The sequence below is a fragment of the Pseudomonas sp. MONT-RG-20F-20-E-7-02 genome, from assembly GCF_022662395.1.
In the GTDB taxonomy this organism is placed as follows: Bacteria; Pseudomonadota; Gammaproteobacteria; order Pseudomonadales; family Pseudomonadaceae; genus Aquipseudomonas.
Window position 1 is genome coordinate 438,198 of record NZ_JAKNQN010000003.1, and the last position, 25,219, is coordinate 463,416.

28 protein-coding genes and 2 pseudogenes are annotated in these 25,219 nt (G+C 57.1%); 14 read left to right on the forward strand and 16 right to left on the reverse strand.

The window, feature by feature from the left end:
* Nucleotides 1-226: 226 nt before the first annotated feature.
* Nucleotides 227-1,567 carry a heavy metal sensor histidine kinase gene (locus L8I05_RS11105; RefSeq protein ID WP_242168920.1) on the reverse strand — a complete coding sequence of 447 codons (1,341 nt, stop codon included), beginning with the start codon at nt 1,565-1,567 and terminating at the stop codon, nt 227-229.
* Nucleotides 1,564-2,244: a heavy metal response regulator transcription factor gene (locus L8I05_RS11110; RefSeq protein ID WP_159954921.1), complete on the reverse strand. Its 681-nt coding sequence runs from the start codon at nt 2,242-2,244 to the stop codon at nt 1,564-1,566. The genes L8I05_RS11105 and L8I05_RS11110 overlap by 4 nt, the downstream gene beginning before the upstream one ends.
* Nucleotides 2,245-2,400: 156 nt before the next feature.
* Here L8I05_RS11110 and L8I05_RS11115 point away from each other — a divergent pair, with 156 nt between their 5' ends.
* On the forward strand, nt 2,401-2,913 hold the full coding sequence (locus tag L8I05_RS11115; RefSeq protein ID WP_242168923.1) for a cupredoxin family protein: 513 nt from the start codon (nt 2,401-2,403) through the stop codon (nt 2,911-2,913).
* Nucleotides 2,914-2,979: 66 nt separating this feature from the next.
* Entirely contained in the window at nt 2,980-3,810 is an 831-nt protein-coding gene (gene queF, locus L8I05_RS11120) for an NADPH-dependent 7-cyano-7-deazaguanine reductase QueF (RefSeq protein ID WP_159954923.1), read from the forward strand.
* Nucleotides 3,811-3,947: 137 nt separating this feature from the next.
* Here the strand turns inward: queF and L8I05_RS11125 are convergent, their stop codons facing one another.
* Entirely contained in the window at nt 3,948-4,214 is a 267-nt protein-coding gene (locus L8I05_RS11125) for a DUF4404 family protein (protein ID WP_242168925.1), read from the reverse strand.
* Nucleotides 4,215-4,324: 110 nt separating this feature from the next.
* Nucleotides 4,325-4,933 carry an HAD family phosphatase gene (locus L8I05_RS11130; protein WP_242168927.1) on the reverse strand — a complete coding sequence of 203 codons (609 nt, stop codon included), beginning with the start codon at nt 4,931-4,933 and terminating at the stop codon, nt 4,325-4,327.
* A gap of 195 nt (nt 4,934-5,128) precedes the next feature.
* Between L8I05_RS11130 and L8I05_RS11135 the strand changes: the two genes are divergently transcribed.
* Complete coding sequence (locus L8I05_RS11135; protein ID WP_159954926.1) at nt 5,129-5,818, forward strand: VacJ family lipoprotein; 690 nt, start codon at nt 5,129-5,131, stop codon at nt 5,816-5,818.
* A 59-nt stretch (nt 5,819-5,877) separates the two neighbouring features.
* Here L8I05_RS11135 and L8I05_RS11140 read toward each other — a convergent pair whose 3' ends face one another.
* Nucleotides 5,878-6,174 (reverse strand): PilZ domain-containing protein, encoded by a 297-nt coding sequence (locus L8I05_RS11140; protein WP_159954927.1) that lies wholly within the window; start codon nt 6,172-6,174, stop codon nt 5,878-5,880.
* 276 nt (nt 6,175-6,450) lie between these two features.
* Here L8I05_RS11140 and rssB point away from each other — a divergent pair, with 276 nt between their 5' ends.
* Together rssB and rssC are read left to right on the forward strand one after the other, a co-directional pair.
* On the forward strand, nt 6,451-7,632 hold the full coding sequence (rssB, locus tag L8I05_RS11145; protein WP_159954928.1) for a two-component system response regulator RssB: 1,182 nt from the start codon (nt 6,451-6,453) through the stop codon (nt 7,630-7,632).
* Nucleotides 7,632-8,114: an anti-sigma factor antagonist RssC gene (gene rssC / locus L8I05_RS11150; protein ID WP_003172602.1), complete on the forward strand. Its 483-nt coding sequence runs from the start codon at nt 7,632-7,634 to the stop codon at nt 8,112-8,114. Before rssB ends, rssC begins: the two co-directional genes overlap by 1 nt.
* A 206-nt stretch (nt 8,115-8,320) precedes the next feature.
* On the opposite strand, the gene tal is transcribed toward rssC, so the two are convergent.
* Together tal and dusA are read right to left on the reverse strand one after the other, a co-directional pair.
* Complete coding sequence (gene tal / locus L8I05_RS11155; RefSeq protein WP_242168929.1) at nt 8,321-9,247, reverse strand: transaldolase; 927 nt, start codon at nt 9,245-9,247, stop codon at nt 8,321-8,323.
* Between the two features lie 335 nt (nt 9,248-9,582).
* Entirely contained in the window at nt 9,583-10,569 is a 987-nt protein-coding gene (gene dusA / locus L8I05_RS11160; RefSeq protein WP_242168931.1) for a tRNA dihydrouridine(20/20a) synthase DusA, read from the reverse strand.
* A gap of 870 nt (nt 10,570-11,439) precedes the next feature.
* On the opposite strand from dusA, the gene L8I05_RS11165 reads away from it, so the two are divergent.
* Together L8I05_RS11165 and L8I05_RS11170 are read left to right on the forward strand one after the other, a co-directional pair.
* The gene (locus L8I05_RS11165) at nt 11,440-13,143 is read left to right on the forward strand and encodes an S-type pyocin domain-containing protein (protein WP_242169354.1); all 1,704 of its coding nucleotides are present in this window, start codon (nt 11,440-11,442) and stop codon (nt 13,141-13,143) included.
* Complete coding sequence (locus L8I05_RS11170; protein WP_242168933.1) at nt 13,140-13,412, forward strand: hypothetical protein; 273 nt, start codon at nt 13,140-13,142, stop codon at nt 13,410-13,412. Before L8I05_RS11165 ends, L8I05_RS11170 begins: the two co-directional genes overlap by 4 nt.
* Nucleotides 13,413-13,745: 333 nt before the next feature.
* Here L8I05_RS11170 and L8I05_RS11175 read toward each other — a convergent pair.
* A pseudogene (locus tag L8I05_RS11175) lies at nt 13,746-14,021 on the reverse strand (phage baseplate assembly protein V); the annotation flags it as partial.
* A gap of 204 nt (nt 14,022-14,225) precedes the next feature.
* Between L8I05_RS11175 and L8I05_RS11180 the strand changes: the two are divergent.
* Nucleotides 14,226-14,546: a hypothetical protein gene (locus tag L8I05_RS11180; RefSeq protein WP_242168935.1), complete on the forward strand. Its 321-nt coding sequence runs from the start codon at nt 14,226-14,228 to the stop codon at nt 14,544-14,546.
* A gap of 357 nt (nt 14,547-14,903) precedes the next feature.
* Here L8I05_RS11180 and L8I05_RS11185 read toward each other — a convergent pair whose 3' ends face one another.
* Together L8I05_RS11185 and L8I05_RS11190 are read right to left on the reverse strand one after the other, a co-directional pair.
* A complete protein-coding gene (locus L8I05_RS11185; protein ID WP_242168937.1) occupies nt 14,904-15,134 on the reverse strand; it encodes a CopG family transcriptional regulator in 231 nt (76 codons plus the stop codon).
* A gap of 63 nt (nt 15,135-15,197) precedes the next feature.
* Nucleotides 15,198-16,076 carry a hypothetical protein gene (locus L8I05_RS11190; protein WP_242168939.1) on the reverse strand — a complete coding sequence of 293 codons (879 nt, stop codon included), beginning with the start codon at nt 16,074-16,076 and terminating at the stop codon, nt 15,198-15,200.
* Nucleotides 16,077-16,546: 470 nt separating this feature from the next.
* On the opposite strand from L8I05_RS11190, the gene L8I05_RS11195 reads away from it, so the two are divergent.
* Entirely contained in the window at nt 16,547-16,915 is a 369-nt protein-coding gene (locus tag L8I05_RS11195; RefSeq protein WP_242168941.1) for a DUF6124 family protein, read from the forward strand.
* A gap of 145 nt (nt 16,916-17,060) precedes the next feature.
* Nucleotides 17,061-17,282, forward strand: a complete 222-nt coding sequence (locus L8I05_RS11200; protein ID WP_242168943.1) for a hypothetical protein — start codon at nt 17,061-17,063, stop codon at nt 17,280-17,282.
* A gap of 107 nt (nt 17,283-17,389) precedes the next feature.
* Here the strand turns inward: L8I05_RS11200 and L8I05_RS11205 are convergent, their stop codons facing one another.
* Nucleotides 17,390-18,577, reverse strand: coding sequence for an MFS transporter (locus tag L8I05_RS11205; RefSeq protein ID WP_242168945.1), 1,188 nt, complete (start codon nt 18,575-18,577; stop codon nt 17,390-17,392).
* A 494-nt stretch (nt 18,578-19,071) separates the two neighbouring features.
* Between L8I05_RS11205 and mqo the strand changes: the two genes are divergently transcribed.
* The 3 genes and pseudogenes from mqo to L8I05_RS11220 all read left to right on the forward strand — a co-directional run bounded on the left by mqo (nt 19,072) and on the right by L8I05_RS11220 (nt 21,676).
* Entirely contained in the window at nt 19,072-20,727 is a 1,656-nt protein-coding gene (mqo, locus tag L8I05_RS11210) for a malate dehydrogenase (quinone) (protein WP_242168947.1), read from the forward strand.
* Between the two features lie 139 nt (nt 20,728-20,866).
* Nucleotides 20,867-21,189: pseudogene (locus L8I05_RS11215) on the forward strand (EamA/RhaT family transporter); the annotation flags it as partial.
* Between the two features lie 157 nt (nt 21,190-21,346).
* The gene (locus L8I05_RS11220; protein ID WP_159954939.1) at nt 21,347-21,676 is read left to right on the forward strand and encodes a YXWGXW repeat-containing protein; all 330 of its coding nucleotides are present in this window, start codon (nt 21,347-21,349) and stop codon (nt 21,674-21,676) included.
* Nucleotides 21,677-21,707: 31 nt separating this feature from the next.
* Here the strand turns inward: L8I05_RS11220 and L8I05_RS11225 are convergent, their stop codons facing one another.
* The 4 genes from L8I05_RS11225 to L8I05_RS11240 form a co-directional block, all read right to left on the reverse strand.
* On the reverse strand, nt 21,708-22,085 hold the full coding sequence (locus tag L8I05_RS11225) for a hypothetical protein (protein ID WP_177016056.1): 378 nt from the start codon (nt 22,083-22,085) through the stop codon (nt 21,708-21,710).
* 40 nt (nt 22,086-22,125) lie between these two features.
* Nucleotides 22,126-22,500, reverse strand: a complete 375-nt coding sequence (locus tag L8I05_RS11230; protein WP_242168949.1) for a hypothetical protein — start codon at nt 22,498-22,500, stop codon at nt 22,126-22,128.
* 70 nt (nt 22,501-22,570) lie between these two features.
* Entirely contained in the window at nt 22,571-22,966 is a 396-nt protein-coding gene (locus L8I05_RS11235; protein ID WP_242168951.1) for a type II toxin-antitoxin system VapC family toxin, read from the reverse strand.
* Nucleotides 22,963-23,277: an AbrB/MazE/SpoVT family DNA-binding domain-containing protein gene (locus L8I05_RS11240; RefSeq protein ID WP_242168953.1), complete on the reverse strand. Its 315-nt coding sequence runs from the start codon at nt 23,275-23,277 to the stop codon at nt 22,963-22,965. Before L8I05_RS11240 ends, L8I05_RS11235 begins: the two co-directional genes overlap by 4 nt.
* Before the next feature lie 98 nt (nt 23,278-23,375).
* On the opposite strand from L8I05_RS11240, the gene L8I05_RS11245 reads away from it, so the two are divergent.
* The gene (locus L8I05_RS11245) at nt 23,376-23,768 is read left to right on the forward strand and encodes a RidA family protein (RefSeq protein WP_197623683.1); all 393 of its coding nucleotides are present in this window, start codon (nt 23,376-23,378) and stop codon (nt 23,766-23,768) included.
* Here L8I05_RS11245 and ppnN read toward each other — a convergent pair whose 3' ends face one another.
* On the reverse strand, nt 23,769-25,142 hold the full coding sequence (gene ppnN, locus L8I05_RS11250; RefSeq protein ID WP_159954942.1) for a nucleotide 5'-monophosphate nucleosidase PpnN: 1,374 nt from the start codon (nt 25,140-25,142) through the stop codon (nt 23,769-23,771).
* Nucleotides 25,143-25,219: the final 77 nt, after the last annotated feature.

Genomic DNA, 25,219 nt, shown 5'->3' on the forward strand with positions numbered 1-25,219 from the left:
GAGACCGCTATCGCAGGCAAGCCAGCTCCCACATTTGAATGTGTTCACAGATCAAAATGTGGGAGCGGGCTTGCCCGCGATAGGGCCGGCCCAGCTTGCATCAAGCTCCCTTTGATCGTTCCCACGCTCTGCGTGGGAACGCCTCACTGGACGCTTTGCGTCCGCTTTTGGTGACGCGGAGCGTCACGGGCTGCATTCCCACGCGGAGCGTGGGGACGATCAGCGATCAGGCGGGTAACTCAATCACAAACCGGGTCCAGCCCGCCCCAGACTCACAATAAATCCTTCCTCCATGCGCCCGCACAATCGACTGGGTAATCGCCAACCCCAGCCCCGCATGCTCGCTGCTGCCTTCTCGGCGCGCCGGGTCGGCCCGGTAGAACCGATCAAACAGCCGGGGTAGCAACGCCGCCGGGATACCTTCCCCGGTGTTTTCCACTGAAAGTTTCACACCGTCTTCCAGTCGCACCCGCACTTCACCTCCTGGGGGGGTAAACCTCAGCGCATTATCGAGCAAATTCGACAGCGCCCGGCGCAACATGCCGCGATCGCCCGTGGTAAGCGCCGTGCCCTCGCGCACCAGGCTGACCTGGGCGTCTTCCGCCAGCAAGGTGAAGAACTCCAGCAGCGCGTCCACATCATTTTCCAGCGCCAAGGCTTCGCGCTTAGGCATCAGCAAACCGTGGTCGGCCTTGGCCAGGTACAACATGTCGTTCACCAACTGCGCCATCCATTGCAGCTCTTCGAGGTTGCTGTGCAGCGCCTCGCGGTAATCCTCCAGCGGGCGCGGCTGGGTGAGGATCACCTGAGTGTGGGTCAGCAGGTTCGACAGCGGCGTGCGCAGTTCGTGGGCAATGTCGGCGGAGAAGGCCGAGAGACGCTGGAACGCGTCGTCCAGGCGCCCGAGCATGGCGTTGAAGGCCTGGGCCAGTTCGGCCAGTTCCACCGGCATGTGCTGCTGGGGCAGGCGTTGAGTCAGGGAATGCGCCGACACGCTGGCGGCCACTTCACCCATGCGCCGCAACGGCCGCAAACCACTGCGCGCCGCCCAGGCGCCGAGCAGCGCGGTGGCCAGGGCCGAGAGGCCGACGGTCAGCCAGATCAAATGCTGCATGCGTTGCAGGAAATGTTGGTGATGGGTGATGTCGAGCATCAGCGTCAGCTGGGGCGAGTCGGGTTGGCCTTCGACCAACGGCGCGTTGTACACGCGGTAGTCGGTGCCGGCGTTTTGCAGGCTGTGCAGGCCCGGCGCTTCGGGCAGGTTGATGCCCGGCGCAGCGTCAAACCAGCGCTGGCTGTTGGCGGTGATGCGCAGCGCCAATTCGGGTTGGCGAATGAGCTCGGCGCGCAGTTGCGCTTCACGTTGCGCGAACAGTTGCGGCGAGTCGACACCCTGCAACGTGCTGCGCAGCGCCATCAGTTGGCCGTCGAGTTGCTGCTGGTCCAGCTCGATAAAGTGCGCCTCGCTGGCATGGTTGAACAGCACCCCGGCAAGCAGCGAAACCACTGCCGTACACGCGGCAAACAATAGCGCCAGACGGCTGGCCAGGGACAGGCGCTTGATCAATTCAGGCGTTCCTCCAGCACATAACCCATGCCGCGCACGGTGTGGATCAGTTTGTTGGGGAAGTTGTCGTCGACTTTGAGGCGCAAACGGCGGATCGCCACTTCGATGATGTTGGTGTCACTGTCGAAGTTCATGTCCCACACTTGTGAGGCGATCAGCGACTTGGGCAGCACCTCGCCCTGGCGGCGCAGCAGCAGTTCGAGCAGGGAAAACTCCTTGGCGGTGAGGTCGATGCGCTGGCCGTCGCGTTCGACGCGGCGGCGGATCAGGTCCAGGCGCAGGTCGGCCAGTTGCAGCGCGGTTTCTTGCGGTGTGCTGCTGCCACGGCGCAACAGGCTGCGCACCCGGGCCAACAGTTCGGAAAAGGCGAAGGGCTTGACCAGGTAATCATCGGCGCCCAGCTCCAGGCCGTGTACACGGTCTTCCACAGCATCGCGGGCAGTCAGGAACAGCACCGGGATGTCGAGGCCGGCGCTGCGCACGGCTTGCAGGATCTGCCAGCCGTCGCGGCCGGGCAGCATCACGTCGAGAATCAGCAGGTCGTAATCACCGGTCAGCGCCAAGTGCTGCCCGGTGGTGCCGTCGGCCACCAGTTCGGTGGTAAAGCCCGCCTCGGTCAAGCCCTGGCGCAGGTAATGGCCGGTTTTCGGTTGGTCTTCGACGATCAGCAGTTTCATGGGCGACTCTTGGCAGCGGGGAGCAACAGGCTTTATACCGTGGGTGCCAGGGCAGGGGCGCGACCTGACAAAGTTGTAATCTAGCAGTCAGCTGGCTGGCAGCGGCGCCATCTTAGAGTGCTGGCCAAGCTGTTCACAGACTTTTGGAGAATCGAGATGGCGTTGCGTACACCTCTGATATTGGCGGGTTGCCTGTTGGCGCTGAGCTTTGATGCGCTGGCTGATGCGGCCCACACGTTCGCCTTCGGCCAGCCGGCAGCGGCTGATAAAGCCACGCGTACCGTGGAAGTGGTACTGCAGGACATTTCCTTTTCGCCCAAGTCGTTGGACGTAAAGGCCGGTGAGACGGTGCGCTTTGTACTGGTCAACAAGGGACAGTTGCTGCATGAATTCAACCTGGGCGATGCGGCGATGCACGCTGAACACCAGAAAGAAATGCTCAAGATGCAGGCCAGCGGCATGCTCACCGCAACCGGCATGGGCAACATGGACCACAGCGCCATGGGCCATGGCGCGATGAAGCATGATGACCCCAACAGCGTATTGGTCGAGCCCGGCAAGACTGCCGAGCTGACCTGGACCTTCGCCAAGGCCACGGGCCTTGAGTTTGCCTGCAATATTCCGGGGCATTATCAGGCGGGCATGGTCGGCAAGCTGACCATTGAGTGAGGCGATTCTTAAGGGCGGGGGCAAAGGCTGGTAGACTGGCGCGGTTTATTTAGCCAGGTTTCCGCCATGCATCCCGCAGCCGAACATTCGCCGCTGGGCAAGTCCAGTGAATACATCTCCACCTACACGCCATCGTTGCTGTTCCCGATCCCTCGCGCCGCCAAGTGGGCCGAACTGGGCCTGAGCGCCGAAACCCTGCCTTACCAGGGTGTGGATTTCTGGAACTGCTTCGAACTGTCCTGGCTGCTGCCGTCGGGCAAGCCAGTGGTGGCCATCGGTGAGTTCAGCATCCCGGCCGACTCGCCGAACATCATCGAGTCCAAGTCCTTCAAGCTCTACCTCAACTCGCTGAACCAGACCGCGTTTGCCGACACGGCAAGCCTGGAAGCGACGTTGCGCACCGACCTCAGTGCCGCCGCCGGCAAGCCGGTGAGCGTGCGCATCCGCAGCCTCGCCGAGGTTGAGGCCGAAGGTGTGCAGGCCCTGCCGGGCGTGTGCATTGACGACCTGGACATCAGCGTCAGCAACTACGAACACCCGCGCCCGGAACTGCTGCGCTGCGATGACTCGCGCATTGTTGAGGAGAGCGTGCACAGCCACCTGCTCAAATCCAACTGCCCGGTCACCAGCCAGCCGGATTGGGGCAGCGTGGCCGTGGAGTACCGTGGTTCGGCGCTGGATCACGCCAGCCTGCTGGAATACCTGGTGAGCTTTCGCCAGCACTCGGACTTCCATGAGCAGTGTGTAGAGCGGATCTTTCTTGACCTGCAACGTTTGCTCAAGCCTGAGAAATTGACCGTGTATGCGCGGTATGTGCGCCGGGGTGGGTTGGATATCAACCCGTATCGCAGCACTGAGGCTGTGCAGTTCCAGAACCTGCGCCTGGCCCGCCAGTAGCCTTTACACCAAACAACTGTGGGAGCGGGCTTGCCTGCGATAGCGGTCTTTCAGTCATGCATCTTGTGACTGATACACCGTCATCGCAGGCAAGCCAGCTCCCACATTTTGTTTCTGTGTTGGGGTCCGGATTCGGGTTAGATCCCGATATTGCCCAGGGTCACCACAATATTGCGCAAGGTCCCGGCAATGCCTGGGTGGTCCAGTTCGAAGCGCTCCACCGCCAGGTTCACGCCATCGGCAATGCTGGGGTCCTGAATCGCGCCTTCCAGGGGTTCTTGAACTTCAAGTTCGGCAATCAGGGTTTCCAGCTGGTCGCGTTTCTCTGCGGACATCAGCGGGTCGCTGTTCAATTGCTCGCGCAATTCTCTGACTTGGTCTTTCAGCTGTTCGCGGGCAGGCATGACGTTCTTCCTTTTATCGATAGGCACTGGCATAGACCGCGGCACGCCGGGAAAGGTCTACGGGCTGACCTGTAGATTAATCCACCGGCAGCCTCAGTGCATGATCTCTATCAGGGCTTCTCGCCTTTAAGCCGGCGCAGGCTGATGTCCGCAAGGCACGTACCCAGCTCGCCAAGGTGATCGATCACCGAATGCACGCCCAGCCCATACAGCGCAACCGTGGCTTTGCCGCGTTTGTGCTCGCGTTGCTGCTCGGTCAGCGCCTGCCATTGCTCGGGCGCCAGGCCGCACAGTGAACCGCAGGAGGCCAGGCCAATCGTCCACAACCCGGCATTCAGGCCCGCTTGCAGCAAACGCGGCTCGCCGCTGACCAGCACGCAGCCTTCCAGGCGTTCGATGTTCAATTCCATCAAGGCTTGCCAGCACGCATGCGGCGCCGGCCAGCGGATGGAGGAGGGCGACGCCGCCTTGACCCAGTCGGGCAGCACGGCGGCCAGCGGGGTAGTCACTGAGGGCGGCAACTCGTCCAGCCAGGCGCAAGGCACGCCCTGGTCCTTGAGGCTGCGCAGGATTTTCAACGCGCCCGGCGTGGCGTGGGAGTCGGGGGAGGGCGAATCGGTGCGCGCCTGGGAACCAAAATCCACCAGGCAGCCACTTAGGCCAAACAGCACGGCAGTTAAAGAGGGGGCGCTGGCGACGGCAATCTCGGCGTGAGGCATTTCGACATCCCTGAAATAGCCATGACGCTATCGAGGCTGGATGACAAGCAAATGACATAGGCGGTAATTGTAGGAATTTTGTGCATTTTACGTATGTCGATTCCCCATAGCTGCCTAATTCAACACTTCCGTCATATACTGACGATCTTATTCAGGGCATAGCGCCCATGACAGACCATTCAAGGAGCCAAAGCTATGCGCTGGAGCCAGTACTTCGCTCAGCTATCTGTGTGTGCCACCATTCTGTTGGCGCCGTTCGCCGCCCAGGCGGCGTCGGAAGACGACCCATGGGAAAGCGTCAACCGCCCAATTTTCACCTTCAACGACACCGTTGATACCTACGCCCTCAAGCCCATCGCCCAGGGCTATCAGTTTGTCACTCCGCAATTTGTGCAAACGGGCATCCACAACTTCTTCCGCAATATCGGCGATGTCGGCAACTTGGCCAACAACGTGCTGCAACTCAAGCCGCACGCTGCCGGTGTGGACACCGCCCGTCTGTTGATGAACACCACCTTCGGCGTGCTGGGTTTTGTGGATGTCGGCACCAAAATGGGGCTGCAGCGCAGCGATGAAGACTTCGGCCAGACCCTCGGCTACTGGGGCGTCGGCAGTGGCCCTTACGTGATGCTGCCATTGCTCGGCCCAAGCACCCTGCGTGATGCGCCGTCCAAATACGTCGACAGCTACACCCAACCGTACCGCTACATGAACGACATCGGCTGGCGTAACAGCACCTTCGGCCTGAACATCGTCGATACCCGTGCCAGCTTGCTCGACAGCGAGAAGCTGATCACCGGCGACAAGTACACCTTTATCCGTAACGCTTACCTGCAGAACCGCGAGTTCAAGGTCAAGGACGGCAAGGTTGTCGACGACTTTTAAGCCGTGACGTTTTGAAATGAAAAAGGCGACCCCAGTGGTCGCCTTTTTTGTGCGCGTTTTCAGCGCATTTTCAGGATCTTGAGGCCTAGGTGCTGATCTTCACCCGTGGCCTTGGTCCATACCACTTCGGTATCTGCCTCCAGTCCCGAAAGGGAGGCATGCTCCGAGTCGATGCGCACGGTCAGCCGGTCGCCCACCTCAAACTGGCGCGGCGCCTGCACTTGCATGCCAGAGCTGGATAGGTCCACGCAGACCCCGGCAATCTCCTGCCCGGCGTGGATCAACGACACATCGGCATCCACTCGCATGCGGATGAAATCGCGTTTTTCGGCGTAGTCGCGCTCGTGTTCGCTCACGGGTTCCATCCTTACTTTGTGTTGTGGTCGTGGGTGTTCTTATAACTCCCGGTGATTTGCGGTGTAAAGACGCCCGGCGACCATCGGCATGAGCTTGAAACCCCTGACGGATGGGAGTACCGTCTGCGCCTTAGAAGGGCACCTCTGCTTTACCTTTGTGCATGGGCAAAATACCCACGCTTTGTAGGACAGAGTGGCTAGAAAGCGAATCCAGTACGTGAGCCCGGCCATTGCCGAGCCGCCTACGCCAACCTAATTCTGGCGCCGTTTGCCCACATGCAAAAAACCAGTGCCACGCTGCTGATAATCGATGACGACGAAGTAGTGCGCGCGAGCCTCGCGGCCTATTTGGAAGACAGTGGCTTCAGCGTCCTGCAGGCCAGCAATGGCCAACAGGGTCTCCAGGTATTCGAGCGCGACAAGCCCGACCTCGTGATCTGCGACCTGCGCATGCCCCAAATGGGCGGCCTCGAGCTGATTCGCCAGGTGACCGAGCTTGCGCCGCAGACGCCGGTGATTGTCGTGTCCGGTGCCGGCGTGATGAACGACGCCGTCGAGGCCTTGCGCCTGGGCGCCGCCGACTACCTGATCAAGCCCCTGGAAGACCTGGCCGTGCTGGAGCACTCGGTGCGCCGCGCACTCGACCGTGCCCGCCTGTTGCTGGAAAACCAGCGCTACCGCGAAAAGCTCGAAACCGCCAACCGCGAACTCGAAGCCAGCCTCAACCTGCTCCAGGAAGACCAGAACGCCGGTCGCCAGGTGCAGATGAACATGCTGCCGGTGAGCCCGTGGACCATCGATGAGTTCAAGTTCGCGCACCAGATCATCCCGTCGTTGTACCTGTCGGGTGATTTTGTCGACTATTTCCGCGTCGACGAGCGCCGCGTGGCGTTCTACCTGGCCGACGTCTCCGGCCACGGTGCTTCCTCTGCTTTTGTCACCGTGTTGTTGAAGTTCATGACCACACGGCTGTTGTTCGAATCCAAGCGCAATGGCACCTTGCCGGAGTTCACCCCCTCCGAAGTGCTGGGCCACATCAACCGAGGCCTGATCAGCTGTAAGCTGGGCAAGCACGTGACGATGGTCGGCGGCGTGATTGATGAAGAAACAGGTCTGTTGACCTACAGCATCGGCGGTCACCTGCCGATGCCGGTTTTATACACTCCAGACAGTGTGCGTTACCTGGAAGGGCGTGGTTTGCCGGTGGGCTTGTTCAATGAAGCCACCTACGAAGACCACATCCTGGAACTGCCGCCGACCTTCAGCCTGACGCTGATGTCCGACGGCATCCTGGACCTTCTTCCAGAGCCTACACTCAAAGAGAAAGAAGCCGCCTTGCCCCAAAAGGTCAAGTCGGCGGGCGGCAGCCTGGATGGCCTGCGGCAGGTTTTTGGATTGGCCACGCTAGGGGAGATGCCGGATGATATCGCCCTATTGGTGTTGAGCAGGAATCTTTGATGAGTACCGGAAGAATCCAATTCGCCGAGCAAGACGGGACCTTCGTCCTGAAGTTTGTCGGTGAAGTGCGCCTGACCTTGTGTTCGGCGCTGGATGCAACGATTGAGCGGATTTTCACAGCCCTGAATTTCTCGGCGATCGTGATCGATCTGACCGAAACCCGCAGCATCGACAGCACCACCCTGGGCCTCTTGGCCAAGTTGTCCATTCTGTCTCGGCAGAAGGTCGGCCTGTTGCCGACTGTGGTCACCACCCACGAAGACATCACCCGTCTGCTGCAGTCCATGGGCTTCGACCAGGTGTTCAACATCGTTGACCGCCCGATCCCGTGCCCGGAATGCCTGACCGACCTGCCGTCGCAAGACCAGTCTGAAGAAGTGGTACGGGTCAAGGTGCTGGAAGCGCACAAGATCCTGATGGGCTTGAACGAGTCCAACCGCGAAGCCTTCCACGACCTTGTGAACGCCCTAGAGCGCCACTAAGCCCCCGCTGCTGAGAACAACACAGTCAAATGTGGGAGCTGGCTTGCCTGCGATAGCGGTGTGTCAGCCACCTATTCATCACTGACCCACCGCCATCGCAGGCAAGCCAGCTCCCACAGTGGAACTGCGTTAGTTTTGAGGTTGGCGAAGGACACAAAAAAAGGGCGGCACCCTCACAGGTGCCGCCCTTTTTGTCGCCGACTGCCTTACAGCTTGGCAGTCAACAATGCCTCCAGCTTCTCCTGGTCCCGAGCAAACTGACGAATCCCCTCGGCCAGCTTCTCAGTCGCCATCGCATCCTCGTTGGACTCCCAACGGAACTGCGCTTCAGTCAAATGCACCCGCGCTTCACCGGCATGGCCTGGCGCCAACTTGCGCTCCAGCTTGCCTTCATCCGCCGCCAGCTTCTCCAGCAGGTCCGGGCTGATGGTCAGGCGATCACAGCCGGCCAGCTCTTCAATCTGGCTCAGATTACGGAAGCTCGCACCCATCACCACGGTCTTGTAGCCATTGGCCTTGTAGTAGTTGTAGATGCGCGTCACCGACTGCACGCCCGGATCATCCGAGCCGGTGTAGTCGTTGCCGTTGGCCTTCTTGTACCAGTCGTAGATACGGCCCACGAACGGCGAAATCAAGAACACACCGGCCTCGGCGCAGGCCACGGCCTGGGCAAACGAGAACAGCAGCGTCAGGTTGGTCTGAATGCCTTCTTTTTCCAGCTTCTCCGCCGCGCGGATGCCTTCCCAGGTGGAGGCGATCTTGATCAGCACGCGGTCACGGCCAACGCCGGCTTTGTCGTACAGGTCGATCAGACGGTGCGCACGCTTGAGAATGGCCGCTTCGTCGAACGACAGGCGGGCATCCACCTCAGTGGAAATACGGCCCGGCACTACTTTGAGAATCTCTTGGCCTACCGCCACCGCAAAACGGTCGCTGGCCAGGCCCACGTCGCCGTTGCAGTCCTTCACGCACTCATCCAGCAGCTTGGCATAGCCTGCGATCGAAGCGGCCTTGAGCAGCAGGGAAGGGTTGGTAGTGGCGTCTTGCGGCTTGAGCTTGGCGAGGGTAGAAAAATCGCCGGTATCGGCTACGACGGTGGTGAATTGCTTGAGTTGTTCCAGCTTGGAAGTCATGGGCGTGCTCTGTCCTGTGGGTCTGATGACATTACCCGAGCGCCGACAAGCGCTCAAGGGCGCAAATGCGTTCGATCGTTTGCGAGGGCAACAACCTGAAAACAGCCGTTTGAATCACCGGCTGCACTGCTAACTAGGAGACCAAAACCGCCGACAGGTTCAACCCAACTGCCCGATGACCACCCCGGTCAAAATGTGGGAGCTGGCTTGCCTGTGATAACGCCAGGCCAGCCACCAAACATCCCCCTGACACCCATCACTCAAAACTGTGGGAGCGGGCTTGCTCGCGAAAGCGGCCTATCAGCCAGCAACTAAACCCACTGACACCCAACCCCTCACCGCCCCTCCAACAACTCCCCAGCCTGATCCAACAACGCCAACGGATCACTCGCCTTATGAATATCCACCGACAACAACTGCCGAAACTTACGCGCCCCCGGAAACCCAGTCCCCAACCCCAACACATGCCGCGTAATGTGATGCATCACGCCACCACTGGCCAAATGCTCGGCAATATAAGGCCGCAACTGCGCCAACGCCTGCGCCCGACTAATCACCGGCGCCGCACTGCCAAACAACCGCTGATCCACTTCCGCCAGCAAATACGGATTGTGATAAGCCTCCCGCCCCAACATCACCCCATCAAACACCTGCAAATGCTCCTGGCACTGCTCCAGCGTCTTAATCCCACCGTTCAGCACAATCTCCAACTCGGGGAAATCCTGCTTCAACTGCGCCGCCACGTCATACCGCAACGGCGGAATGTCGCGATTCTCCTTCGGCGACAACCCCTCCAGAATCGCAATCCGCGCATGCACGGTAAAACTGGTGCACCCCGCATCCCTCACCGTCCCAACGAAATCACACAACTCGGCATAACTGTCGCGCCCATTGATCCCGATACGATGCTTCACCGTCACCGGAATCGACACCGCATCACGCATCGCCTTCACGCAATCCGCCACCAGCGCCGGGTGCGCCATCAGAATCGCGCCGATCATATTGTTCTGCACCCGATCACTCGGGCAGCCGACGTTCAAGTTCACTTCGTCATAACCGGCAGCCTCAGCCATACGAGCGCACGCGGCGAGGTCAGCGGGGACACTGCCGCCCAACTGCAACGCAAGCGGGTGCTCGGCCTCGTTGTGACGCAGGAAGCGGTCGTGGTCGCCATGCAGGATCGCGCCGGTGGTGACCATCTCTGTGTAGAGCAAGGCGTGCTTGGAGAGCAGGCGCAGGAAGTACCGGCAGTGGCGGTCGGTCCAATCCATCATGGGGGCGACGGAGAAGCGGCGGGAGAGGGGAGCGGTTTGTAGGGGCATGGGGGAATCTGAGTTAGCGAGGCGAATGGGGCGCAGTTTATCAGGGATGGGTGTTGGGTGTCGGAGAGGTGTTTTCAGTGCCATTCAGCACTTTGTGCGGTATGAAGTGCGTCGGGGATCTAATCGCGATCATCACGTGGGATTTCGTGGTTTGACCCCGGAATCCCTCGACCTTTACGCACTCACACTTTCACCCACACAGCGTCAGATGCTCACAAGTGCAGGAGGCCGCAGCATTGGAGCGGCGGACATCCCCTACAGATTTGGGCTCAGCGGGCATCAACTACAGCGGCTCGCATATGAAAACCTGCAAACTCACGTTACCCGCAAATAACCAGAGTTCACTTACCAATCCGATTACATTTCAGTGGTAATAGCAAATAGGAATCACTACCACTTGTCGGTTTAAATATGCACAAATGCATTTTTTGTTGCTGCTGTAGCTGTATGTGCATACAGTGTTTGTGCGACGTGATGAAGGTCGCTGAAGACGGGTTTTTTTGTTCGTTGAGCTTCTCAGAAACAGAAAACTTGGAGCCGAAGCCGTTTGTCAGAGCCTAGTAAGGTGATGAGATAACCAGTCGTTCATTTTACTGAGATATGAAAATTTTTGTACTGAATATAGCGAAAAGGAAATTCACTATGGCTAATGGTGACACAATTTATCTCCCACCAATTGTAATCAGCGACGTTAATAAATATGAACCTCAGACGTTCGGAGGAGGTGGTGGTGACAGTGATTTTTCACATAGTCACACAGGACAGCTCATTAACGTTGCAACGCGTAATCATGTACTTAACACATATCCCCCTATGATTGCCCGGAATGTTAAGGACCAAGAGGCGACTTTTGCAACGAAACTTCAGTCGATGCCCGAATCTATTGCTAAAAGCATTACTGCAATAGAGAAAAATGAAGGTAGTCCTGCGAGCGAAGTCGATAAAATCGAACAGCATATTCGTTCGGTAGATGCGCTAATCGCTCAAAAAACACAGGCGGTCGCCGCCCAAAAAGTGATTGCTGATAAGTACTACTATGGAGACTTCTTTGGTTTTCCGACTATGCAGTTTATTAAAGATGCAATCAGCGGAAGCAAGACAAATTATCCTCCGGATAAAAACTATAAAGAATGGTACGCCTCACTTGAGGCTGCGTATGCTGCAAAATATAGCAACCGCGAGATCAATTATTTGAATGCCCTGAAGCCGCACCTTCAGGCACAGGCTAATCAAGCCCGCGCAGACGCCGAGGCCAAACGTATTGCGGATGAGGCGGCAGCGGTAGAGGCTGCTAGGGTAGCAGCTGAAGCCGCAGCAGCTGAGGCTGCCAGGCTAGCCGCTGAAGCTGCAGCAGCTCAGGCTGCCAGGCTAGCCGCTGAAGCTGCAGCAGCTCAGGCTGCCAGGCTAGCTGCTGAAGCCGCAGCAGCTCAGGCTGCTAGGCTAGCCGCTGAAGCCGCAGCATTTAAAGCAGCTCACACGTTCAGGCTTACCGCAGCCGGTGCTACGCAACTGAGTACGGCAGCAGGCTCTATTGCCGTCACGGCAGGTTCAGGCATTACGTTGGAGGCGGCGATTCAAGCGGCTAAGGTAGCGCTGGGTACAGTTGTAAGTGCGGCCACGGCAGTCGGTATTGGAGCTTTGACATATTCAGAGTCCCTTGGCAACGGGGAGTTGCCCGCGACGATGCTGGACCTGCCAGCTAAGCAACTTGCGCCTGACCTGCCTGGTAATCTTCTCGAGGTAGCGGCGGCTGGTGGGACGGTTGATGTGCCATATCGGATTTATGGTGATCAATCGAAGTATTCGGTAGTGGCCACCCAGGTCACTGAGGGACTGGCCCCTACTGTTCCGGTAAGGGCGTTGGTGCTTGACCCTGTGGCCAACGCCTATACGTTTTCTACAACCGATACACCGCCGATCACCCTGATATTTCCAATCGCGGCACCAGGTGATAGTTCAACGGCGTCCCCAGCGCAACCAGTGGAAAATCCGGTATATACCGGCATCACACTGACGCCAATTGAGGTCAAAGCTGAGCCGTTTCCGATTGCCAGTCAGTTGACCATCCGAGATGGTATCTACGTGTACCCCGCAGATTCGGGTTTGCCGCCGATTTATGTGGTATTTAGTAATCCGTACGAAGGAGCTACCACGAAAGGTGAACACAGCGGACGGATGTACAATCCTGATAAAGCCGGAGGGCCAACCCAAGATCTTGATTGGACAACGGCAACGGTGACTCAGGAAGGTATTGATCTGGTTAAGTTGCATACGTCAAGATTCGATACATCAGACGCTAATAAAATTATGCTTGACCGACTTGAGAAAATTTTGAGTGGTCAGATATCTATTACTGATATTGATAAACGTTTTTACACACATGAAATTCGAGAGCTTGAGCGGTATAGGGCATTGGGAATCGCAGATGGTGTGAAACCGAATGATGATACCATCTGGAATAGTGCCCATACTGCTACCTTAGAGGACTATAGGCTTAAAGATGGATTTGATTTATTTTACACGCCGGAAGCGATAGAAGCTGATGATGCGCAAGTAGAGAGAGAAGCAAAATGAGTGTTATTACTAAGATAGTGCAATTAGAAACTCCCGAGGATGTCATTCTTTTCGCAACTCGAAGTGAAAGTGGCATCTCATACCCAAGATTAGATGGGCTGTACAGTCGAAACGGCTGGGTCAATATTGGCAACAATCTTGAGCTTATGAAATTGGTTCACAATATGGCGCTAGAGGGGTTGGTTGTTTATAAGGACTTAACCCTGACAAAAGGGCCAAACTGGAGAAGTCCAGCATTCTTGTCTGAGAATAAATACATGTTTGAGTAATATATAGACTTGTAAGAGAAAACCCAGCGTAAGCTGGGTTTTTTTTGCCTGGGCATTGAAAAGTTATTCTTCTCCGAATTTTGGATGCTCTTAAATTCTGTGCTTTTCAGGTACACCCAAATGGACGATGGTCATGAGGCATTAGTTTTGTATTACAAGGATCTAATTACTTTTTTTGAGACGCGTCACGCCAAACTTCTATAACTTAATCGGACAAACAGGACTGTGGAGTCCATTGACTGATTGTAGTTAATATGTGCCGGAAATGCTGCTGAATACGAACCCGGATGTTTTCAATTGTATTGAAGACGCTGCGGCAGAGTAATTTGCTCTGCCCTGGTGATTGATGAGGCCGACGATGTCGATTCCGCCCTTGCTCACCAGGCCGGCGCGGTCGTCGTTGGCCGGGATGTGGTCGCTTGGCAAACCGGTAATGACGACGCCGTTGGCGAACTGGCCGGATGGACTGAGCAGGATCACCTGTTCGTCGAGGGTCGGCGGATCCCACTCACGATCAGCCCCTGCGCTCGGGGCCAGCCATGGTAGGCAGACGTGGTCAGTTCTCCGGTTTACCTTCACGCGCGGGGGGGGGGGGGGCACCATCTGCACGCGATCTCATCTTTTCCCGCTTGTGGATGGAGGGAATACCAATAGACATTTGAAAAGGACGCCTGAAAGTTTGAAGTTTTTGTAATGGCCTCTATCGCTATTTTTTATTAAAAACTGTCAATTTTCACAGGTTTTTCTTTTTTGGATTGCTCTCACCATGCCGGTGTGTGCAATTTTTATGTCATTTTGATCGTGAGGCTTATTATGAAAAGGTGGGCGTTTGTAGGGTTGGCTGAACCGGGAGGAGAATTCTTGTATATTGGTGGTGTTGGCATTTATAGGATTTATGAGATTGTAGAGTCTGAAAATAAGCCTGGAGGTTATGCTAAGCCATATAGGGAGATGATTGAATTGCGGGAGCGGATAGATGCAATATTGCCTACCATTCCTCCGGGATATGAGCCGCATTGGGAGGAGTGTCCGGCTCATGTTTTGACAGATTGGTATTTTGCTGGTGGCCGTTTTTTAACTGGGAAAGATGTGGAGCGCTGTCAGCGAATGGGAAAGCTTGATTTTCCACAATAACCGTGAGTAAAGACGTTCAAGGTGTTCAGTTTATTTTGGTGTGGGTAATTGTCGTATTGGTGATGTAAAGCTCGATATCGATAATCTCACTTTAGACGATCTTAAAAGATTTGCCTCATTACAATGGGTGATTCAATTTAGGGGTTGCAGCGGGGGCAAGTGACGAGTGTGGGCCTTTGCGCTGTTATTGATCCATTACTCATCTGGCTTATACCACTATTTTATCGTCTTCTCATGTTTCTACATTGCTTGTCAATAAAACGGGTGACTGGGATCACTTTAAAAATCTGATTTACGAGCTTTTAAGGCCTTGTACAGTGTCTGGTCGGTTTCGATGAAACGGGTGAAGGCGTTGAGCTACTGGTATTCGCCGGCACGCATCGCCGCCACTTGGTCATCGGTGGCGAAGTTGCCCTGGTCGGCCTCCTTTGCTGCCAGCTCGATCTGGGCGGTCAGAGCTTTTTCGTGCTCGATGTAGTCGCGGAGAACGTCTATCACCAGGTTGCTTGCAGTCTGGTCGTTGGTTTTGGCCAGGTCGGCGAGGGAGTTGGACAGGTCTTCCGGCAGGTTTAGGGAGATTCCAGTCATGGCGACCTCGATGATGGATGGTTATGGCGCATCTTACACAGTGGAGTAGGTTTTGATCCGTCTTTATGTTGCAATATTCTTATGTCGAATCAGTCCGAATCCGGTCTCTATACCGACACAATCTTTTATGATAGCTGTTTCTAATATGCTAAATGATAGTATGTGAAAAGCTGGCATTGGTTGAGGTGTAATGAGCTCATTATTGTAGTGAATTGTTTTTTTAACGAGCTCTCGTGCAAGTATCTGCGTGGCGCTGGAGGGTAAAGCTGAATTCAAGGTCGAACAGACGGCGCGCATCCTTCTCTTCGTGAGGTAGAGTATGTAAACGGTTAATAGTGCCGCAATGCCTATAGTTGCTATGACTAATTCTATGAGCGCCTTTGCCGAGTTGAAGCTTTCAATATAGTAAGTATAAAATGCTGGCGCAGCGAATAATACTATAATCAATCCGCAAGCCTTAAGAGTGCGCCGTAAACGGTGCATATGCGATCTAATGTAATAGATTGAAGTCGCATCTACGCAATCACGGTCCGAGAAAACCCAGCTCTTCAATATAAAGTCGTATTGAGCGTTAAATTTTGTAATGGTGTTAATGGTTGTGATTATTTGATTTGTGACGGTGCGGCGTTTTTTAGTGAAGTTTTTATCCACATGAAAACTTATTACATAATTTGAAATTTCGAAAGCCAAGCTTGGGGCTTTGTCTACAGTCATCATCAGGCCATCCCCTAGTGGAATTCCAAATCCCTGATGGCCCATAATAAATCGAAGTCCTGTGCCTATGAGAATAGAATAAAAAATAATTTTTATTTCATTGATGTAATGAAGTTCATTCGGCAAAAAATGGCGCCATGGCAAATATACTGCGCTAACAAAAACTAGGCATATAATGCCTCTGTGTGCCAATAATTTGAGCGCCTTGATTAGTACGGGTGAAAGCATTTTATTCAGGTTCTTGTTTGAGTGTTTAAATAATATGGAGATAATTAGGAGGGCCCAGGCAAATATGCCAAAAGATTGTAAAATGCTAGATGTGTAGTTTAAGGTAGATAAGAGTGTTTCGCCAATGTCCACAGCTGTCCTTATATTTTAGACTAGTAGGAGTGAAATGATATCACGTTGACATTATCTGGGTGTGCGATGGAGTTATCTGTTTGAGTCCATCGATCAGGTGTTGGATTTATCGAGTTGAGTCGAGTGAAATTCCCTACATTTCTCCCGGCTTGCGCGTCAAACTTTGTGATATCGGTGTCTGACCACGATATACCTAGGAACCTTCCCACGCTCGTCTCAGCTTGCCCGTCAGACCACCCATCGCTAACCTCCTCAAGCCGCTGCAAACCCAGTGGCCGGAGGTGGAAGTCCGTATTGCTAAGGCGTTTTAACTCCCGAAAATATTTGGAGCTTCGCCCATGCCTAACAAATCACGCAAACCTTATGTCGATCAAAACACTACGCCCGACGATGCCAAGCTACAAACGGCTGCCCAAAGAGCAATTCACCATTACCTGCCACCATCTGACGACAAAGCCGCCCCCGCCGACCATCCAGCCACCAATCTATTCCACGTCAGCCCCAACATCGACACCGAAACCCTCCTAGCCAACGCCGCCGAAAACCTCGATTCCGCCAACCAAATGGCCGCCACCCTGGCCTTCGACCTCGAAGACCCGCACCGCGCCATCCTCCTCGGCATCCAACAACTCATCGACCTAAGCGCGCTACTCGTCAGCCGAGCCCAAGAGCAAGTCGCACCTGCCGCCAGCCCAGCCACCGCCTGACACCAACCCCGCCGCCTCACCCCAAGGCGGCAACCTGAACCCCTGCTGTCACCCCGCAAAGTTTCATAATTCCCCGCACCGTTGAGGACTACGCTCCCACTTAAGAGAGGCCCCCCGCACCTCCAGCCCATAGGGAACTGAAAACATGATCTCGAACCTGGTTAAAGTCGCGCTGATTGCTGGCACGTTGCTGTTGGGAGCTTGTTCGACGGGGTCGTCGGGCGGTAGCAGTGACCCTTGTTTCTCTGGCGGATGCCAGGCGTTTGGGGACCATAGCCCGAGCAAGGCGGCCAAGATGAATTTTGGCGGGAGTGGGTTGGGGAGTAGTTATGGGGAGTATGGGTCGGGGTTGTTGCATGATGATTGATGAGGTGGTGGGGCAGTCATTTGTTGATTGACTGACCCACCGCTATCGCGGGCAAGCCCGCTCCCACATTAGAGTTTCCACATTGGGTTGTGGTGGTGTGGAAAATGTCAGTGACCGCCTTTCATGCGGCGGGCGATCAGGTAGATGCCCAGGCCTACCAACGCCGTCGCAGCGCCGATGTAGCCGGTGCTGGTCCAGCCGTAACCCGCCGTAATCGCCATCCCGCCAAACCACGGTCCCAGCGCGTTCGCCAGGTTGAACGCCGCGTGGTTGGACGCCGCCGCCAAACTCGGCGCTTCATGCGCAATATCCATCAAGCGAATCTGAAGCGGCGCCGCCATGGCGATCATGGTGCCGACCAAGCCGATGCCCAGCAGTACGCTCCACAGCGAACTGGCGGCGAAGGTGAAGAAGATCAGCACGGCCATCGACCACACCATAATCCAGCCCACGGCGCGGAACTGCATGCGGTCGAACAGTTTGCCGCCGGCGATGTTGCCGATGATGCCGCCGACGCCAAACGCGGCGAGGCCGAAGGGGATCCACTGGGGGGACACTTTGGTCACTTCAAGCATGGTCGGGGCGAGGTAGCTGAACACACAGAACATGCCGGCAAAGCCAATCGCGCCGATGGACAGGGCCATCCACACTTGGGGTTTGGTGAAGGCGCGTAGTTCTTTGCGCGGGTCGCTGCGTGGTTCGTCGCGGCGATCGGGGACGAATTGCCAGACGAGGAAGAGGGTGCACACGGCGATGGCGCTGACCAGGGCGAACGCCGAGCGCCAGCCCAGGTGTTGGCCCAGGAAGGTGGCGATGGGGTTGCCGAGCAGCATGGCCAGGGTCAGGCCCATCATCACGCGGGCCACGGCGCCGGCGCGTTTGTCGTTGGGCACCATGCTGGAGGCGACGACGGCGGCGATGCCGAAGTAGGCGCCGTGGGGCAGGCCGCTGATAAAGCGGAAGGCCACCAGCGAGCCGAAGGTCGGGGTGAAGGCGGTGGCGAGGTTGCCCAGCGCGTACAGGCCCATCAGCAATAAGAGCATGTGTTTGCGCAGCAGCTTGGCGCCGAGGATGGCCAGCAATGGCGCGCCGACCATGACGCCGAGGGCATAGGCGCTGATGGCGTGGCCGACTTGCGGTTCGCTCAAGTTCAAATTGTGGGCGATGTCGGGCATCAAGCCCATGATGGCGAATTCGCCGGTGCCGATCGCGAAGGCGCCCACGGCCATGGCAGCTTCCATTTTGGCGGCGCTGCGCGCGGGCAGTACGTGCCCGGGTGTTTGCTGGATAGTCATGGGTAACTCTGTTTGGAAGGATTGCACGAAGGACTGCCGCCGATGCTACGCAAGCAACGGCGAAGGTGTCTAGAACAGCCGTTTGCCGCGGAGTTCAGTTTCATCCAGGCGCCTGTGACGCCACGTCGCGCCTGTCAGGCTTGACACCTGCGCGTTAAAACCCGTGATTTAGAGCTGTCAATTGGCCAAAGGACGCATAAACGCCGTTTAGCGTGATATTCTGCGCGCCGTCTTGGTCTAGTCTTTCCCCGGTGCGTACACCCGTATACGTCCCGGCGGTTGGCTGTCGCCCAGGTAGCTGAAGCCAATAATGATAAAAAGTCAGCGCAGAAGGGACATAAACAGTGAGGTCGATACGTCGGCCTTGTGTGCCCACCCTGCGGTTCTCATGTGAATGTGCAAACCCCGCGGCGCGCTGCCTGGCGCGGCGTGATTGAGGGTTGCCCATGATCAGGGGCGGTGGGGCGGATGGCGTTTTATCATAGGTGCTACTGATGTTTAAAAAAGTAAACACTGCCCTGCTGGGGCTGGCTTTGTCGATGGGGATCACGTCCGTTCAGGCGGAAGAGGCAAAGAAAGTCGATGTGCTGCTGATCGGCGGCGGCATCATGAGTGCGACCCTGGGTGTTTGGCTCAACGAGCTGCAGCCGGACTGGTCGATGGAGATGGTCGAGCGTCTTGATGGCGTGGCCGAAGAAAGCTCCAACGGCTGGAACAACGCCGGTACCGGTCACTCGGCCCTGGCTGAGTTGAACTACACCCCGGAAGACAAGAACGGCAACGTTGAGATCCCGAAAGCGGTCGAGATCAACGAAGCGTTCCAGATCTCCCGTCAGTTCTGGTCCTGGCAGGTCCAGCAGGGCGTGCTGAAGAACCCGCGTTCGTTCATCAACTCCACACCGCACATGAGCTTTGTGTGGGGCGATGACAACATCAAGTTCCTGAAAAAACGCTACGAAGCCCTGCAGGCGAGCCCGCTGTTCGCCGGCATGCAGTACTCCGAAGACCCGGCGCAAATCGCCAAGTGGGTTCCGCTGATGATGGAAGGGCGTGACCCGAACCAGAAAATCGCGGCCACCTGGACCCCGATCGGCACCGACGTGAACTTCGGCGAGATCACCCGCCAGTTCGTTGCCCACCTGCAAACCACGCCGAAGTTTGACTTGAAACTGTCGAGCGAAGTGCAGGACATCACCAAGAACGCCGACGGTTCGTGGCGTGTGAGCTACAAAAACCTGAAAGACGGCACCAAGACTGAAACCGACGCCAAGTTCGTGTTCATCGGCGCCGGCGGCGGTGCCCTGCACCTGCTGCAGAAGTCGGGCATTCCTGAAGCCAAGGAATACGCAGGCTTCCCGGTTGGCGGTTCGTTCCTGGTGACCGATAACCCGGCCATCGCCGAGCAGCACCTGGCCAAGGCCTACGGTAAGGCTTCGGTTGGCGCACCACCGATGTCGGTTCCGCACCTGGACACCCGCGTGCTGGATGGCAAGCGTGTAATCCTGTTTGGCCCATTCGCGACCTTCTCGACCAAGTTCCTCAAAGAAGGCTCGTACCTGGACCTGCTGACCAGCACCACCACCCACAACATCTGGCCAATGACCAAAGTCGGTATTCGTGAATACCCGCTGGTCGAGTACCTCGCCGGCCAACTGATGCTGTCGGATGACGACCGCTTCAAGGCGCTGCAAGAGTACTTCCCGAACGCCAAGCAGTCCGACTGGCGCCTGTGGCAAGCCGGTCAGCGCGTGCAGATCATCAAGCGTGACGAAGAGCAGGGCGGCGTCCTGAAACTCGGCACCGAAGTGGTCAGCTCCGCCGACAACACCATCGCAGGCCTGTTGGGTGCATCGCCAGGCGCGTCCACCGCGGCTCCGATTATGCTGACCGTGCTGCAAAAAGTGTTCAAGGACAAGGTGGCAACTCCTGAGTGGCAAGCCAAGCTGCATCAGATCGTACCGAGCTACGGCACCAAGCTGAACGACAGCCCTGAAGCTGTTGCCAAGGAATGGGCCTACACCGCCGGTATCCTGCAACTGACGCCACCGCCTGCGATTCCGCAGTTGAACGCGCCTAAGGCGAACCCGGCCACCGAGGCTGCCAAGCCTGCGGCTGAGCCGAGCAAGCCGGCGTCTGACCTGGCGCTGTAAGCCAAAGGTTAAACCGCTGTAAGAAGCCCGCTGAACCGGAAACGGTCAGCGGGCTTTTTTGTGCCCAGTGTTTACACCTTTAAGTGCCTGACTTGCTCATGCAGGCGCAAGGCCAGTGCATTGCCGGTATCGCACAGCAGGTACAGCCGCCATCATCGCGGTACTGCAGCCCTTGATGACGGCGGCGTTATCGACCGGCAGCAGCGCCGAGCGCAGCGGTGGCTGGGAGTGGGCCGGGCTGATCATCAGCTTTGCTGGGGGCTGTATCGTGATCGCCGGGCAGTACAGCAATAGCGGCCAAAGCGTCGGGCTGGTCATGTATTTGCTGCCACTGGCCGCCGCGTTGGGGCTTACGCTGGCCACCCTGTATGAGCGCCGCAGTGGGCAACGCCAGGACGCAGGCTTGGTGCTGCCACTGTTCTCCAGTTGCTGCTGACCTTGATCGGCTTCACCTTTGCAGTAACCGACCGTCGCGTGCGCTTCCTGAGGCCTGCCAGTTCAGCAAGCTGACAGACATCACCTGTTACAAAGAACCCAGGCCTCAGCAGGAGCGTGGCTGAAACATGGGGGCATTTTTTACTGGTGCAGGTGTTGGGCGGTAACGCCCGAGGATTTTTGTATGTTGCTACGTTATGCAGCAATGGCGGCAGTGGTCGTCGCGGCATCCGGGTGTGTGCAAGAACGCGTTGTGCATGACCGCAGGCCGGTACAGCGTGAATATGTCGAAGTGGTTGCGCCACAGCCGCCACCGGTCCAGGTGATCGAAGTCGAACCCGCGGCACGTTACGGCTATGTGTGGTCGCGCGGTTACTGGCGCTGGGAAGGCGGGCGATACGTCGCGGTACACGGCCATTGGGAGCAAGTGCGCGAAGGCTATCGTTATGTGCATCCGCACTGGGTGCAGCGCAATGACGGTTACCACTGGCAGGGCGGCGGCTGGGTGCGCTGACTGATCATATTTCGGGCGCGCTGCTGATCAATCAGTGGTGTCCTGCACGTCCGATGGCGTTACTTAGGCTGTTAGGGCGTTTGGCGGCAGTCGCAAGTTTTTCATTGGCGAACGCGCTTCGGCTCGCTGCGTTCAGCGGCGTGCCGTTTGCCTGGCACCAGGCTAGCAGCTCTTCAGGCGTGGAGTAGACTCTGTGGGTGACGAAGCCTCGTCGCTCATACTGCTTTACCGCTTTGGCCGCCTGTTTATGCCACAGCGCGTATGTATCGTGCATTGTGTCGCGATCTTCGTAGATCGACAGAAACCGCGCATATTGTTCTGCATCGCGGTACCAGAAAAAACCAACGTTGGTTACCTGGCTCTTGTGCAAGGCTTTGATCTGTTCAGTCACCGTTTTTTTGGGATACATGATATTCGTTAGCCTCTTTTAGCGAGGAGCGGATGGCATCTCATATAGGTTTTTCAGTTCCGAGCAAGCGCACCTCCCGCAACAACGCAGCACCGAGTTGATCGGTGCCCAGTTCCTTGTAGCCCACTGCCTTGATCTCGCCGTTCTCTTCGGCCTGGATGATGATCACCGGCGTTTCTTTGCCCGTGGCTTCGTCCACATGCACGGCATATTGGGGAATATCCAGCTTGATCGGCGTACCCGCCGCTTTGCCTTGCACATTGATCAAGAACGCTGCACAGCCGGTGTCGACATCTTCGCTGGTGGCAGAGCGACCACTGACGAAACAGCTTTTCGGCAGGTCGGGCCAGGCGATGGTGTCGGCGGCGGCCAGGGTGGAGGCCAAGCTCAAAGTAGCGAGTAGCAGGATGCGCACGTGAGTCTGTCTCTTGATCAAGGTTGAACGCGGTTTTACCAAAGCCTGAACAGCGTCGCAATGGTGTGGCTCAGCCCAGCCGTTTCATGCCTGTGGCCTTGGCCGCGTGTTGATCAAAGGTGGCGGTGTATTCACAGCCGGCTGCATGGGCGCAGCGCTCTATCAGGTAGTCGGCGAAGTCGGCTTTGCCTGCGGTGAATCGGCGCAGGGCCTGCCAGATGATCTCGGCATGTTCGACGGTCAATTCACGTGTGCGCAACAGCGTTTCCAGCACGGTCACCACCTCACTCTTGGCCGATTCGTAGCAGCTTTGTAACACCCAGACCAGTTCCACCACCGACACCAGGCTGACGAAGCCTGGCGACAATGTGGTGAGTGATTCGATCAGCTCCGAGGCCTTGGGTGATTGGACCGGGTCATCCTGGGTGACATAACGCACCAGCACATTGGTATCCAGGCCGATCATCGCGCTTTTGCTCCCTGGGTGGCGATGGCGTGGTTCATGGCATCGATCGACACGGCCTGGGCGGGCTTGCGGATCAACCCCTTGAGGTCCTGCACGGTTTTGCTCGCGGCAATGATGGAAAACTTTCCGTCTTCCGTTTCGACAAATTCAACCCGGTCGCCGGTTTCCAGGCCCAATGCGGTGCGCACTTGGATAGGAATGGTGATTTGCCCTTTTGAGGTAAGTGTTGCGGTGGCCATAGCTAATAACTCCATCGTGATATTCCTTACCATGAGGTAAGGATTTATGAAGGGCAAGATCCGTTGGTCCATAGGTCGCTCTGCTGGTGTGAGTAAATGGGAACAGGTAAAACCCTAGTTCGAACTGTTCGCACTCACACGCTTTCCTGCACCCCAAAGAGATACAAGCTATGACCGACCGCCACCTCATCATCCCGCCCGCCATGCAACCCATTGTTGAGCGCGCGGGCTACGTGCCAGCCGTTAAAGTTGGAAACACTTTGTACTGCGCAGGCCAGGTCGGCCGCACGCCGGAACTGGCCGTGATTGAAGACCCCGAGGCGCAATTCATGGCTGCCTGGGGCAACCTGCGGCAGGTATTGGAGGAGGGCGGTTGCAGCTTTGATGACGTGGTCGACATGACCACCTATCACGTGAACATGAGCCAGCACATGGCGGTTTTTCGCGAGGTGAAAAACCGCCTGTTTCCACGCGGGCATTGCGCCTGGACGACCATCGGCGTGTCAGAACTGGCGCATCCCGGGTTGCTGGTGGAAATCAAATGTGTGGCGGTGCAACGCTAGTTATTGCACCACGCGATAACACGGCACATACGCCGCACCGCCTGGCAACTTCATACGGTGCTGGGCAACAAACGCCTGTAGCAGCTCATCCAGCGGCTTCATGATCGCCGGGTCGCCGTGAATCTCATACGGCCCATGCTGCTCGATCAAGCGAATGCCTTTGTCCTTGACGTTACCCGCCACAATCCCCGAAAACGCGCGGCGCAGGTTGGCCGCGAGTTCGTGGGGCGCCAGCGCGTGGCTGAGTTGCAGGCTGGCCATGTTTTCGTGGGTCGGGTCGAACGGACGCTGGAAGCCTTCGTCGATCTTCAGCAGCCAGTTGAAGTGGAACGCGTCGTTGCGCTCACGGCGGAACTGCTTCACTGCCTTGAGCCCGGCAGTCATCTGGCGCGCCACTTCGGCGGGGTCGTCGATGATGATCTGGTAGTGCGCCTGCGCCGCTTCGCCCAGGGTGGCACCGACAAAGGCGTGCAGCTGTTGCAGGTACGGCGCCGCGTGTTTCGGCCCGGTGAGGATGACCGGAAACGGCACGTCGCGGTTATCCGGGTGCATCAGGATGCCCAGCAGGTACAGGAACTCTTCGGCCGTGCCCGCGCCGCCCGGGAAGATGATGATGCCGTGGCCGACGCGCACGAAGGCTTCCAGGCGTTTTTCGATGTCCGGCAAAATCACCAGTTCGTTAACGATGGGGTTCGGCGCTTCGGCGGCGATGATGCCCGGCTCGGTCAGGCCCAGGTAGCGCCCGCCGGTGATGCGTTGTTTGGCGTGGGAAATGGTCGCGCCCTTCATCGGCCCTTTCATCACGCCGGGGCCGCAGCCGGTGCACACGTCGAGGCTGCGCAGGCCCAGTTCGTGGCCGACTTTCTTGGTGTATTTGTATTCTTCGGTGTTGATCGAGTGCCCGCCCCAGCACACCACGATTTTCGGTTCCACGCCCGGGCGCAGCGTACGGGCGTTGCGCAGCAGGTGGAACACGTAGTCGGTGATGCCTTGGGAGTTGCTCAGGTCGATGCGCTGGCTGTCCAGCTCGTTCTCGGTGTAGACGATGTCGCGCAGGGCGCTGAACAGCATTTCGCGGGTGCTGGCGATCATTTCGCCATCGACGAAGGCGTCGGCCGGTGCGTTCAACAGTTCCAGGCGCACACCGCGGTCCTGCTGATGGATACGCACTTCAAAATCTTGATAGGCGTCGAGGATGGTCTTGGCGTTGTCGATATGCGCGCCGGTGTTGAGGATGGCCAGGGCGCACTGGCGAAACAACGTATAGATGCTGCCGGTGCCGGCTTCACTCAGTTGTTGGACTTCACGTTGGGACAGGGTTTCGAGGCTGCCCTTGGGGCTGACGGAGGCGTTGATGACTTGACGTTGGGGCATTCTGATTCCTTGAAGGCGCAGCCATCGCACCCGTCTAGGGCAGCGATGGCCTGAAAATGGTGAGCGCCGAATTCGGT

Coding starts and splice junctions, on each gene's coding strand:
- L8I05_RS11195 (WP_242168941.1), top strand. CDS start 16,547: ATGCCTAACAAATCACGCAAACCTTATGTCGATCAAAACACTACGCCC.
- rssB (WP_159954928.1), top strand. CDS start 6,451: ATGCAAAAAACCAGTGCCACGCTGCTGATAATCGATGACGACGAAGTA.
- L8I05_RS11165 (WP_242169354.1), top strand. CDS start 11,440: ATGCCCGAATCTATTGCTAAAAGCATTACTGCAATAGAGAAAAATGAA.
- L8I05_RS11245 (WP_197623683.1), top strand. CDS start 23,376: ATGACCGACCGCCACCTCATCATCCCGCCCGCCATGCAACCCATTGTT.
- L8I05_RS11220 (WP_159954939.1), top strand. CDS start 21,347: ATGTTGCTACGTTATGCAGCAATGGCGGCAGTGGTCGTCGCGGCATCC.
- L8I05_RS11225 (WP_177016056.1), bottom strand. CDS start 22,085: ATGTATCCCAAAAAAACGGTGACTGAACAGATCAAAGCCTTGCACAAG.
- queF (WP_159954923.1), top strand. CDS start 2,980: ATGCATCCCGCAGCCGAACATTCGCCGCTGGGCAAGTCCAGTGAATAC.
- tal (WP_242168929.1), bottom strand. CDS start 9,247: ATGACTTCCAAGCTGGAACAACTCAAGCAATTCACCACCGTCGTAGCC.
- L8I05_RS11130 (WP_242168927.1), bottom strand. CDS start 4,933: ATGCCTCACGCCGAGATTGCCGTCGCCAGCGCCCCCTCTTTAACTGCC.
- L8I05_RS11200 (WP_242168943.1), top strand. CDS start 17,061: ATGATCTCGAACCTGGTTAAAGTCGCGCTGATTGCTGGCACGTTGCTG.
- L8I05_RS11205 (WP_242168945.1), bottom strand. CDS start 18,577: ATGACTATCCAGCAAACACCCGGGCACGTACTGCCCGCGCGCAGCGCC.
- mqo (WP_242168947.1), top strand. CDS start 19,072: ATGTTTAAAAAAGTAAACACTGCCCTGCTGGGGCTGGCTTTGTCGATG.
- L8I05_RS11125 (WP_242168925.1), bottom strand. CDS start 4,214: ATGCCTGCCCGCGAACAGCTGAAAGACCAAGTCAGAGAATTGCGCGAG.
- L8I05_RS11235 (WP_242168951.1), bottom strand. CDS start 22,966: ATGATCGGCCTGGATACCAATGTGCTGGTGCGTTATGTCACCCAGGAT.
- dusA (WP_242168931.1), bottom strand. CDS start 10,569: ATGCCCCTACAAACCGCTCCCCTCTCCCGCCGCTTCTCCGTCGCCCCC.
- L8I05_RS11170 (WP_242168933.1), top strand. CDS start 13,140: ATGAGTGTTATTACTAAGATAGTGCAATTAGAAACTCCCGAGGATGTC.
- L8I05_RS11190 (WP_242168939.1), bottom strand. CDS start 16,076: ATGCTTTCACCCGTACTAATCAAGGCGCTCAAATTATTGGCACACAGA.
- L8I05_RS11180 (WP_242168935.1), top strand. CDS start 14,226: ATGAAAAGGTGGGCGTTTGTAGGGTTGGCTGAACCGGGAGGAGAATTC.
- ppnN (WP_159954942.1), bottom strand. CDS start 25,142: ATGCCCCAACGTCAAGTCATCAACGCCTCCGTCAGCCCCAAGGGCAGC.
- rssC (WP_003172602.1), top strand. CDS start 7,632: ATGAGTACCGGAAGAATCCAATTCGCCGAGCAAGACGGGACCTTCGTC.
- L8I05_RS11110 (WP_159954921.1), bottom strand. CDS start 2,244: ATGAAACTGCTGATCGTCGAAGACCAACCGAAAACCGGCCATTACCTG.
- L8I05_RS11135 (WP_159954926.1), top strand. CDS start 5,129: ATGCGCTGGAGCCAGTACTTCGCTCAGCTATCTGTGTGTGCCACCATT.
- L8I05_RS11115 (WP_242168923.1), top strand. CDS start 2,401: ATGGCGTTGCGTACACCTCTGATATTGGCGGGTTGCCTGTTGGCGCTG.
- L8I05_RS11185 (WP_242168937.1), bottom strand. CDS start 15,134: ATGACTGGAATCTCCCTAAACCTGCCGGAAGACCTGTCCAACTCCCTC.
- L8I05_RS11240 (WP_242168953.1), bottom strand. CDS start 23,277: ATGGACCAACGGATCTTGCCCTTCATAAATCCTTACCTCATGGTAAGG.